Genomic DNA, 15,697 nt, shown 5'->3' on the forward strand with positions numbered 1-15,697 from the left:
GACCACCGTGCTGATCGCGATGACCTCGGCCAAGGGAGCCCCCGGCGTGACCACCGCCGCGCTCGCACTCGCCCTGTCCTGGCCCCGCCGCGCGGTGCTCGCCGAGCTCGATCCGGCCGGCGGCGACGTCCTGGCCGGCTACGGCCGCGGCGAGGTCTCCGCCGGCGGGCTGGCCGAGCTGGAGCTGGCGGCGCGGCGCGGCGGACCGGCACGGCACCTGGATGCCCACCTGCTCCGGCTGGACGCCGGCGAGCGAGTGCGGCTGCTGCCCGGTCTGGCCGACCCGATCGGCGCCCGGCACGTGGACTGGCACCGCCTGGCCGGGGCGCTTGCCGCGGTCGACGGTGGCACGACCGACGCGCTGGCCGACTGCGGCCGGCTGGGCGCCGAGTACTTCCCTCGGGAGGTCGTCCACCGGTCGGCGGCGGTGATCGTCGTGACCCGGTCCTCGCTGCGTGCCGTGCGGGCCGCATCCCACGCGGTCGCCGCGTTGAAGGTCGAGTCAGCCGGAGGGGCGGGTGCCGGTCCGCTCGCCGCGGTCGTCGTCGCAGCGGGGGAGCCCTACGGCGAGCGAGAGATCGGCGACGCGCTCGGCGTCCCGGTCCTCGGCGCGCTGCCCCGCGACGACAAGGCAGCGTCCGTGCTCAGCGACGGCGCACCGGCCGGTCGCTTCTTCCCCCAGTCGGCGCTGCTGCGAGCAGCGCGGGAGGTCGCCGCCCGCGTCGCGGAGTTCGTCGCCCGGCAGGACGCGCTGCTGAGCCCGCCGGCCGAGACTTCCGCACCGGCGCACCGGATCGGACACGGGCATGGCCGCTGAGCAGCTCGAGCTGGGGCGGTCCCTGCCCGCCCCCCGGCCGCAGGTCGACTGGCCGCTGGTGCGCCGGCTGCACGAGACGACGGCGACCGCGCTCGCCGAGGAGCTCAAGCGCCGTCCCTCGCTGGGCCCGGCCGCGCAGCAGGAGCTGGCCCGCACGCTGATCCAGGACGCCATCGACGAGCTGGTCCGGGACCGCATGCGCGCCGGGCAGGCGGTGCCGTCCCCGGACGACGAGCTGGCGATCGCCGAGGCCGTATTCGCCGCCCAGTTCGGCCTCGGCCGGCTGCAGCCCTACGTGGACGACTCGCGCGTGGAGAACATCGAGGCGCACGGCTTCGACAACGTGTGGATCGGCTACGCCGACGGCCGCGACGTCCGGGTCGACCCGATCGCCGACTCCGACGAGGACCTGATCCGGCAGCTGCAGCACATCGCCGCCCGGCTGGGCCGCGCCGAGCGCACGCTGACCACGGCCAGCCCGCTGCTGACCATGCGCCTCCCGGACGGCTCCCGGCTGGCCGCGGTGATCGAGACAGTGCCTCGCCCGCAGCTGGTGATCCGGCGGCATCGGATCCGCAACGTCGACCTCGACGACCTGGTGGGGCTGCGGGCGATCGACCAGCCGCTGGCCGAGTTCCTGCGCGCCGCGGTGCGGGCCCGGAAGAACGTCGTGGTCACCGGCGGGCAGGGTGCCGGCAAGACCCTGCTGCTCCGGGCGCTGGCCAATGAACTCCCGGCCGAGGAGAACCTGGCCACGATCGAGAAGCACTTCGAACTGCTGCTGCACGAGCTGCCCGACCGTCACCCCCGGGTGGTGCCGTTCGAGGCACGTGAGGGCACCGGCGAGCGCGGCCCGGACGGACGTCGCCTCGGCGAGGTGACCCTGACCGAGCTGGTCGAGCACGCCCTGGTGATGAACGTCAGCCGGGTGTGGCTGGGCGAGGTCCGCGGCGAGGAGGCCTGGCCGCTGATCGAGGTCATGGAGGCCGGCGAGGGTGGCTCGGCCTGCACCCTGCACGCCCGGTCGGCCCACCACGCCTTCGAACGACTGGCCAACCTGTGCATGCGCGGCCGGGGCTCGGTCACCCCCGAGCACGCCTACCGGTCCTGCGCCTCGGCGATCGACCTGATCGTGCACATCACCACCGTCGACGAGCGGTGGATCGGCGGGCCGAGGCGCCGCTTCGTCAGCCAGGTCGTGGAGTGCAATGGAATGGGGGAGGGTGGGCGGCCGGCGGTCACCGAGGTCTTCGCCGCCGGACCGGACGGGCGGGCGACGCCCGCGCACGATCCGGTCGACCTGGCCGACTACGTGCGGGTCGGGTTCGATCCCGGCTGGCTCCGCCCCGGCCGGGCGCACTGGGCGAGCGCCGCCGGGGGACGGCGGTGACCGGCGCGGCGCTGCTGGCCGGCGTGTGCGGCGCGCTGGTGGTCGGTGGCCCCCTGCTCGCCGCCCATGCGCTGACCGCCGATGACCGGCCGGCACGACCCCACCGCCGACGCCGGCCGACAGCGTCGGCCGACGGGCGGACGACGCGCCGGCAACGAGCACTGTGGACGGCGGGTGCAGCAGCCACCGCCGTCGTGTGGCTGGCCTCCGGGTGGCCGGTCGGCGGGGTCCTGGCCGGGCTCGCGGTGATCGGGGTGCCGTGGTTGCTGGCGCAGTTCTCCGCCGCGAACGCGGCGGTGGAGCGGCTCGAGGCGCTGCAGGAGTGGGTGCGGCGCACCTCCGACGTCCTGGCCGCCGGCGGAGGGCTGGAGCAGACTCTCATCCGCTCGGCGCGAACCGCACCGGAGCCGATCGGAGTAGAGGTCGCGACGTTGGCCGCCCGGCTGCAGGCGCGCTGGCCCACGCCCCGCGCGCTGCTGGCCTTCGCCGACGACCTGGACGACGCCGCCGGTGATCTCGTGGTCGCCGCCCTGCTGCTCGGTGCGGAGCTGCGCGGTCCGGGGCTGGCCCGGGTGCTGACCGAGCTGGCGCACAGCCTCACCGAGGAGGTCACCATGCGCCGCAAGGTGGAGGCCGACCGCGCCAAGCCCCGGGCCAACGCGCGCTGGCTACTGTTCATCACCGTCGCCGCCGCCGGGCTGGCGGCCCTGAACGGGGACTACCTGGCTCCCTACGGCACCGCGCTCGGGCAGCTGGTGCTGGCCGTCATCGCCGCCTTGATGGTCGGTTGCCTGCTGTGGATGCGCCGGCTCACGGCGGCGGCGCCGACGGTCCGCTTCCTTGTCGACCCGACGACGGCCGGCGGGGCGGCACGGGACCCGGAGGAGGTGCCGGCCCGGTGAGCGCGGCGCAGGTGCTCCTGATCGGTTGCGGCGCGGCCGTCGGGCTGGGGCTGTTCCTGTTACTGCGGACCGCGCTCGTCACCGAGCAGCCGCGGCTGCCCGACGCGCTGGCCCGCCTGGACGGGCGCGCCCTGATCGGTTTCGTGCGACCGGTCGAGGAGACGGGAGACCGGTGGGCGCATGCGGCGGGGCGGGCCGGGGCATGGGCCGCCACCCGGCTGCCCATGATCGGTCTGCAGGCGCCGGGATCGGGGTTGGCGCTGATCGGGTGGACGCCGGCGGGGTACGCCGTCCGCAAGATCGGCATGGCCCTGTTCGGCGCGGCGTTCGTGCCGCTGCTCACGGCCGTCCTCGGCATCGCCGGCGTCCACCTGCCGGTCGTGGTCCCGGTGGCCGGGTCACTCGCGCTGGCCGCCGGCCTGTTTCTGGTCGTCGACCTGATCGTGCGGGACCAGGCCGCCGAGGCGCGCGGCCAGATGCGCCGGGCGCTCTGCTCCTACCTCGACCTGGTCAGCCTCCGCCGGGACGCCAGCGAGGGCCCCACCATGGCCCTGGAGCGCGCCGCCGCGCTCGGCGACGGCTGGGTGTTCGGCCGCATCAGCGACGCGCTGGTCACGGCCCGGCTCGCCGGAGACCCGCCGTGGGAGGGGTTGCGCCGGCTGGCCGCAGACTCCGGCGTCGGGGAGCTGGCCGACGTCGCCGACATCGCGGCGGTCGCCGCCCAGGAGGGCGCGTCGATCGCCCCGACGCTCCGGGCCCGTGCCCAGTCGCTGCGCGTCCAGCTTCTGGCCGAGGAGGAGGCGCGGGCCAACACCGACAGCGAGAAGCTCACCGCTCCGGTGGCGCTGCTGTCGATCGCCTTCCTCCTGCTGTTCCTCTATCCCGCCCTCGCCCGACTCATGGCCAGCTGACCGGCTGGCCCCACCCCGAAGGGAAACCCGATGCCGCTCATCCCCACCCTGATGGCCCTCGCCGGAGCCCTGCGCGACCGGCTCAGGGAGCTCCGCGAGGAGCCCGAGCGCGGTGCGCTCTCCGTCGAGCAGGTGATCATCACCCTCGCGCTGCTGGGCATCGCCATCGCGCTCGTGGCGGTGATCGCCAACGCGGTCACCTCCCGGTCCAGCCAGATCCAGTAGCCGACCCGTGCGCCCCGCCGCCCGGCCCCGCACCTCCGCCGCCTCCCGGCGCCGCAACACCCGCGGCCACCGGGTGGGCCGCGGGGCGGGCCAGCGGCTGTCCGGGGACCGCGGCGCAGCGTCGGTCGAGCTGGCGGTCGCCTTCCCGGTGGTGCTGCTGCTCGTGATGACACTGATCCAGGCCGCGCTGTGGTTCTACGCCCGCTCGGTCGCGCTCGGGGCGGCGCAGGAAGGCGCCCGCGAGGGGCGCGTCCAGCCCGCCTCCTTCGCGCGTGCCGAGTCCGCGGCCGAGGGATTCCTCGACCAGACCGCGCAGGACCTCCTCACCGGACGCGACGTGCTGGTGACCGGCTCACTGACCAATATCGAGGTGACCGTGACGGGCACCTCGCTGAGCCTGTTCCCCGGCCTGTCCGGATGGTCGGTGACACAGACGGCCGTCGGCCCGGTGGAACGGACGGACCCGTGAACCGGCCGCGCGCCGAGCGGGGATCGGTGTCGGTCGAGCTGGCCCTGCTGGCACCGGCGCTGCTGGTGCTGCTGTCGTTCGCCGTCGTCGCCGGGCGCGCCCAGATCGCCGAGGGCGCCGTCGCCGAAGCAGCCCGGGCGGCCGCCCGGGAGGCCTCCCTCGCCCGGGACGACGTCACCGCCGTCGCACTCGCCGGGGCTCAGGCGGACCGCACCCTGGCCGCCCAGGACCTGCGCTGCCAGAGCACCGGCGTCGACATCGACACCACCGGCTTCCAGGCCCCGCCCGGCCAGCCCGGCGACGTCACCGTGTCGATCACCTGCGTGGTCGACATGGCCGACCTGCTGGCCCCGGGCCTGCCCGGATCGGTCACCGTCGAGGCGTCCTTCACCAGCCCCGTCGACGCCTACCGCGAACGATGAGCACCTACCAGCGGCTCCGATGCGCCGATGCCGAACGCGGCGCGGTCAGCGTCTTCCTCGCCGTCCTCGTCCCCGGGCTGCTGCTCATCATCGGCCTGGCCGTCGACGGCGGCGCCAAGGTGGCCGCCACCCAGCGAGCCAATGCGATCGCCGACGAAGCCGCTCGCGCCGGCGGCCAGGCGCTCGACGTCTCCGCGGCCCTGGCCGGGCACATCCACGTCGATCCGGCCGCCGCGGTCGCCGCCGCGCAGGACTACCTGGACCGCAACGACGTGGCCGGGTCGGTGACCGTCGTCGACGGCGACACCCTGCAGGTGACCACCACGATCTCCGAGCCCACGACCTTCCTCGGCCTGATCGGGATCTCCACGCTCACCGTGGAGGGCACCGGGACCGCCGACCTGATCACCGACCAGCGCGGGGGAGAGGGCCCATGACCACACCACCGCAAGTGCAGGAGCTGCTGCGCCGGCTGATCGCCGGAGTACTGCTGGTGGCCGCGGTCGCCGGCGTCCCGGTCGCACTCTGGGCGCTCGGCGGCGCCTACCTGCCCGACGAGCTGCCCTCCTGGGAACAGGTGACCACCGCGCTGAGCCGCCCGGACACCGGCGCGCTCTTCCTCGGCCTGCTCGTGGTCATCGGCTGGGTCGCTTGGGCCTGCTTCGCCCTCTCGGTGGCCGTCGAGCTCGCCAGCCAGCTGCGCGGCCTGCCACCGATGCGACTGCCCGGCCTGGCGGCGCCGCAGCAGATGGCCGGCCTGCTCGTGGCTGCCGTCCTCGGTGTCGGCACCGGACCGCTGCTGGCCGCGCCCGCCCTGGCCGGCCCCCCGATTGTGGCCGACCAGCCGGTCGACCACGAGGAGCCGTCGCCAGCTCCTGCACCGCCCGTGGACACCCGGGCGACCGGGCCTACAGCGGCCGGTCCCACGTACACCGTGGCCCCGCGCGACACCCTGGGCCGCATCGCCGCCCGCTACCTGGGCGACTGGACCCGCTTCGAGGAGATCCTCGAGCTCAACCGCGGCCGGCCCCAGCCCGACGGCGCGCTCCTCACCGACCCGGGGCTGATCCGCCCTGGCTGGACACTGGTCCTTCCACCGGACGCACGTCTTCCCGAAGCCGGCGCGACCGCCGGCGAGGTGACGGTGCAGCCCGGGGACACCTTGGCCGACCTCGCCGAGCAGCAGGGCCTGGAGCACTGGCAGCCGATTTTCGACCTCAATGCCGGCGAACCGTTGCCCGGCGGCGGTCTATTCACCGACCCCGACCTGATCCGCCCCGGGCAGGTTCTCGACCTCCCGCCGGCCGACCCCGCGGCCGTCGACCCTCCGCCGCCGACCGGTCCGGAACCCCCGGCCGACGAGCCGGCGCCGGACGAGGACGAGGACGAGGACGAGTCAGCCACCCCGGCGGAGCCCGCGCCCACACCAGCCGCCTCGCCGAGCCCGGAAAGCCTGCCGGAGCCACCGGAGCAGGCGGCGGTCGACGCCGACGCCGACGGCGGCGATGCTGCCGAGAGCCCGTCGGAGCTGGCGGCCGTGCTCGCCGGCAGCGGGGCGCTGCTCGCCGCAGGTGCGGGCGCCGCCTGGCTGACGCATCGCCGCCAGCGGCTACGTCGCCGCCGTCCCGGCCGACGGCTGGCACCCGTCCCGAAGACGCAGTCCGCCACACAGACGGTCGTGGCATCGGCGGCCGACGAGGGCACGGCCGACTACGCCGCGCTGGACCTGGCGCTGCGCGGCCTTGCCGTCCAGATCTCCGCCGATCCGGACGGGCGGCTCCCCGACGTCGTCGCCGCCCGACTCCACGGCGGCCGGCTCGAGCTACGGCTGCACGCTCCGGTCGACCGTCCTCCGCCGGAACCGTGGACCGCGGACGACACCGGCCTCCGGTGGTCGGCGCGGCTCGACCAGGACACCGGCGTCGATTCCCAGGTGGCCCGCACCCGCCTGGCGCCGTACCCGACTCTGGTCACCATCGGCACCGACACCGCAGGCCGCTGGCTGCTGGATCTGGAACGGCTCGGTGCGGTGTACGTGACCGGACCGGTCGACCGCCGCGAGGACTTCGCCCGGCACCTGGCCGCCGAGCTGGCCGTCAACGGCTGGTCGGACCTGTTCACCGTCACGCCCGTCGGCTTCGGCGACGAACTAGTCGACCTCGCCCCCGAGCGGGTTCACCCGGTCGACAGCGCCGTGGATGCCGGCCTGTACCCCGGCCTGGCGGAAGCCGCCGAGTCCGACGACGACGTGCTGGACGGGCGGCTGCGGGCCGGAGCCGGGGACGGCTGGATGCCGCAGGTCGTGCTCGCCCCATCCCCGCCGGATCGGGACGGCGCACTGGCCGAGGCCGTCGCCGTCCTGCGGGCCCGGGAGCGACGCGGAACGGTCGCACTGGTGCTCGGCGCCGAGCCGGAGCAGGTCAGCGACGAGTGGCTGCTCACGCTGACCGACGACGGGTCGCTTCTCGTCCCGGCACTCGGTCTGCGGCTGCCGGCGCCACAGCTGACCGTCCAGCAGGCCCGCGACGTCGCCACGCTGCTGGCCTTCGAGCGCGACTCCGAGGACGCTCCGATTCCCGCCGCCGACGGCGACCGCCCCTGGCAGGTGCACACCGACGCGGCCGGCGCGCTCCACGGCGACCTGACCGGTTCGGACACCGCTGCACCACCGACCTCCGCCCCGTCCCCACGGCTCCGACGGGGCTCCACCACCGAGGCCGTCCCGGACTCGACCCCACCCACGCCGACCGGCGGTCCTCCGGGGGCAGGGACGTCGTGGGCGACCAGCGGTGCTTCCGACGTTCCGGGGTCTGCAGCGCCGGCCGACGTACGCAGGAAGGTCGAGGACGACCTCGCCCAACTCGACCGCGATCTCGCCGACTGGTGGTCGCCGGACTGCGCGCGGCCGCGGCTGACCCTGCTCGGACCGGTCGCCCTGCGCGCGCACGGTGATGAGGCAGCCGTCGCCAGGTCCGGGTTGCGGCGCCGCTACGAGGAGACGGTCGCCTACCTCGCCACCCGCCCGCACGGAGCCACCGCGGACGAGGCCGCGACCGCGCTGCAGCCGGCCCGCGGCGGCAGGACCGACCCCGTCAGCGCGCGCGCCTACGTCCACCGGGTCGCCGCGGGCGCTCGCGCCTGGCTGGGCACCGACCCCGCCACCGGTCAGAAGCACCTCAGCTCCGGTCACCGCGGCCGCTACACGCTGACCGGCGTGCTCGTCGACGCGGACCTGTTCCGCCAGCTGCGCGCCAGGGCCGCGGTGCGCGGCGACGGCGGCCTGCCGGACCTGCTTGCCGCTCTGCGGCTGGTGTCCGGCCCGCCGTTCGCGCAGCGTCCGGCCGGTTACGAGTGGTTGGACGGCTTGGACCTGACGCTCACCGCAGCCGTCTGCGACGTCGCCCACCAGGTCGTCTCCACGGCACTCGCCGACGGCGACCTGGCCGCTGCCGCAGCCGCCTCGGCCACCGCCCTGCTCGTCGCGCCGGACGACGAGCAGGTACTGCTGGACGCGATGTGGGTGGCCTTCCACCAGGGCCACCGCGCCGAGGCCGAGACCTACGTCGGGCGCATCGTGGCCATCCACGACGGTGAGGACGAGATGGACCTGCCCATGAGCACGGCGGAGACCATCAACCGCGCTCGCCGGCAGTTCCTCGACCGCGCGTCATGAGGCCGCCGCACGTACCCCACGACCAGGCTGCGGCCCGCCCACAAGGGACCGCAGCCTGGGGCGTGCGGGGGTCCGTCTCCTGGAGATGTCGTACCGGCTGACCACACTCGCGAGCGCGGGACCTGGGGAGGAAAGGAGTGACGCTGGTGAGCGTGGAGCCGATCGCCGCCGACCTCGATCTCGACGAGGTGGAGGCCGCGCTGCTGCATGCCGCGGTCGGTGACTACGCGGCCGAGGCTGCCGTGCTGCTGCTGGCCAACGACGGGTACTGGCCGGCTCGGCTGTGCGCCGCCGGCTTGGTGACGATCGAAGCCGAGCCGGTCGGCGGTCAGATGTGGGCGCGCATCGAATGGCCCGAGCTCGACCCCGCCCTCGCCCAGGGACGCCTGCACGGCAGCCAGGAGGAGCTGGCGGTGCTCCGGGTGGCGGTCAGCCTCGCCGACGGGCGACCGATCGACCTCGCCGACGTGGCGGTGGCGCTGGACCGTCGCGCGCTCGAGCTGGTGTTGGCGGCGCTGGCCCACGCCGCCGGCAGCCACGATCACCGTGACGCCTCTCCGGCCGGCGCCGGCGTGCGGCTCGGACCGCTGATCGCCTGGCCGGTGCGGGACTGACCAGCCGTGCCCTACCCGTTCCGGCACGCCGTCGGCGCTGCACGGCACATGGACGGCAGGTGCCCCCGCCCCATGGGGGCCGGACGTGATCCCGCACCCGGACGCCGTTCCGGGCGCGGGTCGACGCTCGTGGCTATGACCGGGCGGATCCGTGTCAACGACCGGACGCCGCACGGTCGCTCGGCTTCGAAGAAGCGGCTCGAGCAAAACGAAACCCCGGCGATGTGGCCGAGGCCAGGGATCGCTCCGGGGTCTTCACCGGCGAGCCTACGAGCGCGGGGCTGACACGTCCCCGCCGGGCGGCGGGTCCGCGCCAGAACCCACGAGCCAGCGCTCACTCACCGCGCTGCTCATCCAACGGCACCTATCCGCGCCCCGGCTGGCCACCTATGCGCGCCGTGGGTGGCGACCTGGACCGCGCGGTCGAGCTGTACCTGTGGAACGCGGCGGTCGCCGACGCGCTTTAGGAGGTCCTCGGCCACGTCGAGATCATGCTGTGCAATGTCCTGCACGACGCACTGACCGGCCGCCACCAGCGGCTAGTGCGGCGTCCGCCATCGTTCGCCCCTGAAGGCGGCCTATGGGACACCGCGGCCGTGCCCCGTGGGCTATGTGACCGCGCCGACGCGGACGCGGACGCGTTAGCCTGCCGCGTGGCCTTCTCTTCTGGCGTCCGGGCGTGACCGCATCGGGAGCCGTGGTCAGCTTCGGTCTCGTAGCGCTGCTGTTGACGATCACCCCAGGCCTTGACACCGCACTCGTCCTCCGTGCCGCCGTCACCCGGGGTCGCCGCGACGCGTTCGCCACGGCGCTGGGGGTCATCGGCGGGGTGGTTGCTTGGGGGGCTGCTGCCGCAGTCGGTGTGTCGGCACTGGTGACCGCTTCGAGCGTCGCCTACGACGCGCTTCGCCTCGTCGGTGCCGCGTACATGCTGTGGCTCGGAGGACGGATCCTCTGGCGGCTCGCCTGCCGGGGTGCCGAGCCCAGGAACAGCGACGGCCCGGTCAGAGCCGCGGGCGTGTGGCGATCCGCCCGCACCGGCCTGCTGACCAACCTGCTCAACCCCAAGGTGGGCGCGTTCTATGTCGCCGCGCTTCCGCAGTTCATTCCACCGGACACCTCAGCTCTCGGCATGGGCCTGTTGCTGGCCTTCGTGCACGCCGCCCTGAGCCTCGCCTGGTTCACCCTCCTCGTCCTCGGCGCTAGCGGTATGCGACGTTGGCTCCAGCGGCCCAGGGTCAGCCGCACGGTCGAGGGCACAACCGGGATCGCCTTGATCGGCTTCGGTGCTCGATTGGCTCTGTCAAGCCGGTAGGGCGGGTCGTTCGTGGCCTCGCAAGTGGTGTCCATAGTGGGCCGCTATGGGACAGGCCGGCCCTTCTGAACGGCTCCGGCCGACTGCCTCCCACCGACCGGCGATCTCGGCCGCGATCTCGGCCGCGACCTCGGCCGGCCCTCCGAGGCGTCGCGATGGCACTGCGGTGAAGCGTCGCCGATGAGGTACCAGGGGAAACGCCTGAGCTGCAGGCCACTGCTCCAGGGCTGGGCTCCTTCCGCCCACACGGCGTCCATCAGCGCCCGCCGAGTCCCGTCAGCCGGTCTACTACGGTCGCGGCCATGCCTGACCGCTCGACTGGTAGCGACTTCGCAGAGGAGGTCGGTGGGGAGGCCCTCGAGTTCGTCTTGGAACTCGTGGGCGGCGCAGTCCCCGGGACTGGCGTCCTCGGCCGACGACTGCTGAGCAAAGTCCGCGAGGAGCGGACGCGGCGTCAATCCCGAGCGCTCAAGATCGCCGAGCAGCGATCGGGCCTCTCTCGTGAGGACCTCGCCGAGAAGATCGCCGAAGAACCCCATCTCGTCCCACTGGTGACTCGTCTCTTGCACGCCGCTGGGATGAACTTCCACGACCAGACCCTCGATGCGCTCGGAGCCGCGTTCGGCCGAGCCGTCGCGGAGCCCGACTTTCGGAACGAGTGCGAGCTAATACTCATCGCGCTGGCCGATCTGACCGAGGACCACACGCGGATTCTGCTTCGGCTGACCGAGGAACCGCCGAAGCTGAGCGGGACGGCCAGCGTCTGGACGCCCGACCTGCTCGGAAACAGTGGCGGCCTCTCTCCTCGGACGGCGGCCTTGTGCCTCGCGGCGCTCGTCGCTCGCGGTCTCGTGGAGAACCCAACGGGCTTCGGCGGCTTGACGGTCCTTCGCGTCACAGCTCTCGGTTTCGAGGTCCTCACCGTCCTCCGCGAGTACGCCGACGGCTCCGACGAGGACTGACCCCCGCTACCGCCCTACGCAGCTGGGAGCCAGACGTCGAAGCGCGGTAGGGCCAGGTCGGTCTCGGCCAAGCCTGCTGTCGCTTCTTGACAGATCGGCCTCGCCCGATCTCGTGAGAAGGCGTAGCGCTGCAACGTCGTTCTGTCGGTGGGAGGCTGTAGACAGCGGTGTGCGTAAGTCGCGCCATGCTGTGGAAGACCTGTGGGAGGTTGAGATGTCGCCAGTCGTCACGGTGACGCGCTCGGAGCTGGAGGACCGTCGTCGCGCACTGCTGGATGAACTGGGGCTGTCGCTTGAGGACTTTGCGGCCTTGGCCGAGACCCGGACTCTGACTGGCCACGAGTTCGACGTGAAGGAAGAGCTGGACGAGATTGCCTTCCTGCTAGGTGAGTAGCGCTGGCGAGCCGGCGGACTCGCTCGAGGCAGCGTCGGCCAAATTTGCTACAGCAGTCCAGGAGACCCTTGACGGTGTGCTACCGGGTGAGCACAAGATCATCTCACGCCGGGCGCCCGATTTGGAGCGCTTCGTCGTCGGGCCACAGAATCGAGAGGGCGTTCAGCTGCTCGTAGGGGGCGAGCCGCTTGCCACGTTGAGTCTGTCGATGTACCTCAGCCTGGACCGGAGCAGCACCTTTCTGAAGACGGTTCGATCCGACATGGTCGTGAAGTCCACGCTAGATCGCACTCCGCTCATCCGGCTGGACTACCGAGCCGACATGGGCAGGGCCCCGGCGGCACACTGGCAGGTCCACGCCGAGCGGGGAGCCTTCTCGCATCTACTCGCTCGTGCGCACGCTGTCGATCCCTCTCGGGTCAAGAAGCCGCACGATCTCTCGTCACTGCACATTCCTGTGGGTGGTGAGCGGTTTCGGCCCTGCCTCGAGGACTTGCTGCAGTTCCTCGTCCAAGAGTGCGGCGTTGACAGCAACGGCGGCTGGTTGGAGGTCGTGCAGCGGGGGCGCGAACTCTGGCGTCACCGGCAACTTCGAGCCACCATCCGCGACGCGCAGGAGGAAACGGCAGACGTCCTCCGCGGCCTCGGATGGGTTGTTGAGGCGGCGCCTGGCATCGACGCGGAGGAGTACTCGCCGACGTTCGTTCGGTGGTAGCGCGACGAGCCATAGTTGCGGGACTCGCTGGTGCGCAAGGTTTTGGGTGCGCCGAGTCTTGCTTATCAGTGTGTCCTCAAGCGGGCCGCTCAGGGACCTCCAGCCCGCTGCTAGGCAGTGCGAACGTTGGAAGCCGCGGTACTAGGTCGAGCCGGACAGTGGTACGAGAACCCAGCCCGAGAGCTCGCCCAGCACGCCCGCGACGACATCACCCGAACCAAGCAGCGGCTGCAACGGGCCGGCGCCCCGCTACTGCCGGGCAAGATCGTCGCCGAGCTCAGCTTCGGCTTCTGGCGGTTCCTGCTCGCCCGCCGCTACACGGCCACCCTGTGGCCCGGGATGCGGATCGCCTTTCATTACCTGCCCGGATCTGACCGGCGCCTGCTGGAAGCTCCGGTCGCCCGGTCTCATGTGCTCCGCAACGGTGGCCCATCACGAGCCGCTGCTGGCCGAGCCGCGACCCGACCGCCACATCGGCCTGCTCGACGTGGTGGGGTGCGTGCACCCGCAGCTGCACGCCTGGCTGGACAGCCACAACCGGGTGCGCGCCGAACTCGATGCGGGCCCCTGACCGGCAGCACCCGCCGGTACATGGCGCGGGTTCTCCGCTACTCCACCAGTAGTTCTCCGGTGCGAACGTCACCGCCCGCGGCAGGCCGCACCGGAAGCTTCGAGACCGCGGGAGGCCACGTGCCTCGGCCGGCTGGAGGACTACTGGAGATTCGGTCGCCACCGTCGGCGCATGCATACGACAGGCCCGCATCGGGGATCGAGGCGCGGCCGGCCGAGCCGTGACGCGCCGCCGTCGGCGGCGACGGCGCCTTCCAACCCCACCGATCCTCACCAGGCACGGTCGATGACCGTGCCCGCCATGCGTGCGGCCGTCGTGGCCATCCGCGCCGGGGTGTTCGACGACGTCACCGACGACGTCCTCGCTCACGCGGATCGGGCGTTCGGGGCCGCGGTCGGCAGCTGTGCCGGCCAACCCGACTCACCCAGCCAGTGGACGCGAGCGCGCGTCGGCGGCCGTGTCGTACTGGTCGTGGCCGGGCACGCGGGGGCCGGTGCTTCGACCGTCGCGTTGGCGCTGGCCGAGGGGCTGGCGGCCGACCGGCGGGTGCAGCTGGTCGACTACTCCGAGCCGGCCCGGTCGGGGTTGTCGGCGGCCCCGACCATCGAACTGGGCACCGACGCCGCCGGGTGGCGGTGCGGTCGCCGCGGTCGACTCGATGTCGTCCGGCTCGCCCGGCACCCAGCCGACGGAGCGCTCCCACCGCTCCCGGAGACCGACGCGGACGCCACGGTGGTGGTGGACACGGGGTGGTCGACGACCTGTGCGCTGCTCGACTCGCCGGGGTCGCTCGTCGGCTGCGCTCTGGTGGTCGTCACCCGGGTCACGGTTCCGGCGGTCCGACAGACCGAGCACGTCCTAGCGGCCGTCGGCGGGGAGGCGGCGGTCGCCGCGGTGGGCCCGGCCCGGTGGCCACGGCTGGTCGAGGCCAGCTGCGGTCCCCGGCTTCGTGAGGCGCGGTCGACGGGCCAGGTGGTCCCGGTGCCGTTCGACCGGCGACTGCAGACCGCCGGGCTGACCGGGGACCGGCTGCCGAAGTCGGTGGCTGCCGCCGGCCGGGCGCTGGCCGCGCTCGTTGCTCCGGCGGCGTCACCTCGGCACCGGCGCCCGGCAGCGCGGACCGGGGCGACCCGATGACGGTCGAGCAAGGGACCGCGGCGGTACGGGCGGCGTCGACCGTCGCGCTCGTCCTCGCCGGGGTGGTGGTGCTCAGCAGTGGGCCGGCGAGCGCGGCGCCGGAGATCACCGCCGCGGTCTGCCCCGCCGCACCGCCCGGGATGCAGGCCTTCGCCGACGACGTGACCGCCTGGGTGAAGTGGGGCGTGCTGGCGTTGATCGGCATCGGCGCGGTCGCGTCCCTCGGATCGATCCTGGTCGGGCGGATCTTCTCCCACCCACACGCATCCCGGTACGGCGCCATGGGCGTCGCGGTCGTGGTGATGGTGGCCATCACCTACACGGTGATCCTGACGATCCTGGACTCGATCACCGGCAGCGGGTGCACCTGATGCGCCGCCGTGTAGGACGTCCGGTGGGGGAGACGTCGACGTGGGGACCGGCCCGTCTCCTCGTGCTGATCGTGGTGAGCGGGCTCGTGGCGCTGGCGGTGCTGGCCGGACTGGTGCTGGCGGTCGTCGGGGCGCTGACCGCAGAGCAGCGGGACGGCGCCGGCGCCGCACCGCGTCCGGCCGCTCCCGCCACCGATCTTTCGCAGCAGGACGCGCTCGCCGCCGCGCCCATGCCGACCGCCGACCCGGACACCGCGCTGCCCGGCCCGCTGTCGAACCGGGCCGGGGGCGTTCTCGAGGTGCCCCGCGCCACCGGTGTCGGCCCGGCCGACGTGCCCACCGGCTTCCCCCGGACTCCGGAAGGCGCACTGGCGCAGCTGGCGGCGATCGACGTGACGGCGATGCAGACCGGCTCGATGGACGGCGTGCGGCAGGTGATCGCCGAGTGGGCGGCAGCAGATGGCCCCACGCCGCAGACCTGGTCCGGGGCGCATGGCATGGCCAGCCTGTTGTCAGCGGCGGGGCTGTCCGGTGCCGGGTCACCGCAGCTGGCCATCGTGGTCCGCCCGCTCATGGGCCTGATCAAGGGCACGGTCGGCGAGGAGTTCGCGGTGGTGTGCGTGAACTTCGAGTTCACCGTCACCGTGGAGGAGACGTCGCGGATCGCGATCGCCGACTGCCAGCGCATGGCCTGGGCCGGGGACCGGTGGGTGATCGGAGCGGGGGCGGAGCCCGCGCCGGCTCCGTCGGTCTGGCCGGGTACCGACGCGGCGCTCGACGCCGGCTGGCGGGAACTGCGTCATGGCTAG

Annotated in this window: 18 protein-coding genes; all 18 read left to right on the forward strand. The window is 73.4% G+C overall.

All coding sequences use genetic code 11. The features are described 5' to 3' along the window. The first annotated feature begins 19 nt into the window (after window positions 1–19). The 18 genes from C5507_RS03920 to C5507_RS04000 all read left to right on the forward strand — a co-directional run bounded on the left by C5507_RS03920 (window position 20) and on the right by C5507_RS04000 (window position 15,697). Entirely contained in the window at window positions 20–817 is a 798-nt protein-coding gene (locus C5507_RS03920; RefSeq protein ID WP_242610936.1) for a CpaE/TadZ family protein, read from the forward strand. Next, entirely contained in the window at window positions 807–2,207 is a 1,401-nt protein-coding gene (locus tag C5507_RS03925; RefSeq protein WP_104527227.1) for a TadA family conjugal transfer-associated ATPase, read from the forward strand. Before C5507_RS03920 ends, C5507_RS03925 begins: the two co-directional genes overlap by 11 nt. Then, window positions 2,204–3,109, forward strand: coding sequence for a type II secretion system F family protein (locus tag C5507_RS03930; protein WP_104527228.1), 906 nt, complete (start codon window positions 2,204–2,206; stop codon window positions 3,107–3,109). Before C5507_RS03925 ends, C5507_RS03930 begins: the two co-directional genes overlap by 4 nt. Further along, window positions 3,106–4,020: a type II secretion system F family protein gene (locus tag C5507_RS03935; protein ID WP_104527229.1), complete on the forward strand. Its 915-nt coding sequence runs from the start codon at window positions 3,106–3,108 to the stop codon at window positions 4,018–4,020. The genes C5507_RS03930 and C5507_RS03935 overlap by 4 nt, the downstream gene beginning before the upstream one ends. A 30-nt stretch (window positions 4,021–4,050) precedes the next feature. Further along, complete coding sequence (locus C5507_RS03940; protein WP_092196509.1) at window positions 4,051–4,245, forward strand: hypothetical protein; 195 nt, start codon at window positions 4,051–4,053, stop codon at window positions 4,243–4,245. Window positions 4,246–4,318: 73 nt separating this feature from the next. Then, window positions 4,319–4,714, forward strand: a complete 396-nt coding sequence (locus tag C5507_RS03945; RefSeq protein WP_282957578.1) for a TadE family protein — start codon at window positions 4,319–4,321, stop codon at window positions 4,712–4,714. Next, a complete protein-coding gene (locus C5507_RS03950; RefSeq protein WP_242610938.1) occupies window positions 4,711–5,136 on the forward strand; it encodes a TadE/TadG family type IV pilus assembly protein in 426 nt (141 codons plus the stop codon). Before C5507_RS03945 ends, C5507_RS03950 begins: the two co-directional genes overlap by 4 nt. Next, on the forward strand, window positions 5,133–5,573 hold the full coding sequence (locus C5507_RS03955) for a TadE/TadG family type IV pilus assembly protein (RefSeq protein ID WP_104527231.1): 441 nt from the start codon (window positions 5,133–5,135) through the stop codon (window positions 5,571–5,573). The genes C5507_RS03950 and C5507_RS03955 overlap by 4 nt, the downstream gene beginning before the upstream one ends. After that, entirely contained in the window at window positions 5,570–8,809 is a 3,240-nt protein-coding gene (locus tag C5507_RS03960) for a LysM peptidoglycan-binding domain-containing protein (RefSeq protein WP_104527232.1), read from the forward strand. Before C5507_RS03955 ends, C5507_RS03960 begins: the two co-directional genes overlap by 4 nt. A gap of 146 nt (window positions 8,810–8,955) precedes the next feature. Next, window positions 8,956–9,423, forward strand: coding sequence for a hypothetical protein (locus tag C5507_RS03965; RefSeq protein WP_104527283.1), 468 nt, complete (start codon window positions 8,956–8,958; stop codon window positions 9,421–9,423). A gap of 679 nt (window positions 9,424–10,102) precedes the next feature. Further along, window positions 10,103–10,738, forward strand: a complete 636-nt coding sequence (locus tag C5507_RS03970; RefSeq protein ID WP_104527233.1) for a LysE family translocator — start codon at window positions 10,103–10,105, stop codon at window positions 10,736–10,738. A 302-nt stretch (window positions 10,739–11,040) separates the two neighbouring features. Beyond that, window positions 11,041–11,700 (forward strand): hypothetical protein, encoded by a 660-nt coding sequence (locus C5507_RS03975; RefSeq protein WP_104527234.1) that lies wholly within the window; start codon window positions 11,041–11,043, stop codon window positions 11,698–11,700. Window positions 11,701–11,914: 214 nt separating this feature from the next. Further along, window positions 11,915–12,094: a hypothetical protein gene (locus C5507_RS03980; RefSeq protein ID WP_104527284.1), complete on the forward strand. Its 180-nt coding sequence runs from the start codon at window positions 11,915–11,917 to the stop codon at window positions 12,092–12,094. Window positions 12,095–12,302: 208 nt separating this feature from the next. Further along, window positions 12,303–12,809, forward strand: a complete 507-nt coding sequence (locus tag C5507_RS03985; RefSeq protein ID WP_130504145.1) for a hypothetical protein — start codon at window positions 12,303–12,305, stop codon at window positions 12,807–12,809. Between the two features lie 424 nt (window positions 12,810–13,233). Further along, window positions 13,234–13,380, forward strand: coding sequence for a hypothetical protein (locus C5507_RS22115; protein ID WP_158657505.1), 147 nt, complete (start codon window positions 13,234–13,236; stop codon window positions 13,378–13,380). 285 nt (window positions 13,381–13,665) lie between these two features. After that, window positions 13,666–14,517, forward strand: a complete 852-nt coding sequence (locus C5507_RS03990; protein ID WP_104527236.1) for a hypothetical protein — start codon at window positions 13,666–13,668, stop codon at window positions 14,515–14,517. After that, window positions 14,514–14,888 carry a hypothetical protein gene (locus C5507_RS03995; RefSeq protein WP_104527237.1) on the forward strand — a complete coding sequence of 125 codons (375 nt, stop codon included), beginning with the start codon at window positions 14,514–14,516 and terminating at the stop codon, window positions 14,886–14,888. Before C5507_RS03990 ends, C5507_RS03995 begins: the two co-directional genes overlap by 4 nt. 23 nt (window positions 14,889–14,911) lie before the next feature. Continuing rightward, the gene (locus tag C5507_RS04000) at window positions 14,912–15,697 is read left to right on the forward strand and encodes a hypothetical protein (RefSeq protein ID WP_341272900.1); all 786 of its coding nucleotides are present in this window, start codon (window positions 14,912–14,914) and stop codon (window positions 15,695–15,697) included.

It is taken from the genome of Blastococcus saxobsidens (assembly GCF_002938435.1).
Taxonomy (GTDB): Bacteria; Actinomycetota; Actinomycetes; order Mycobacteriales; family Geodermatophilaceae; genus Blastococcus; species Blastococcus saxobsidens.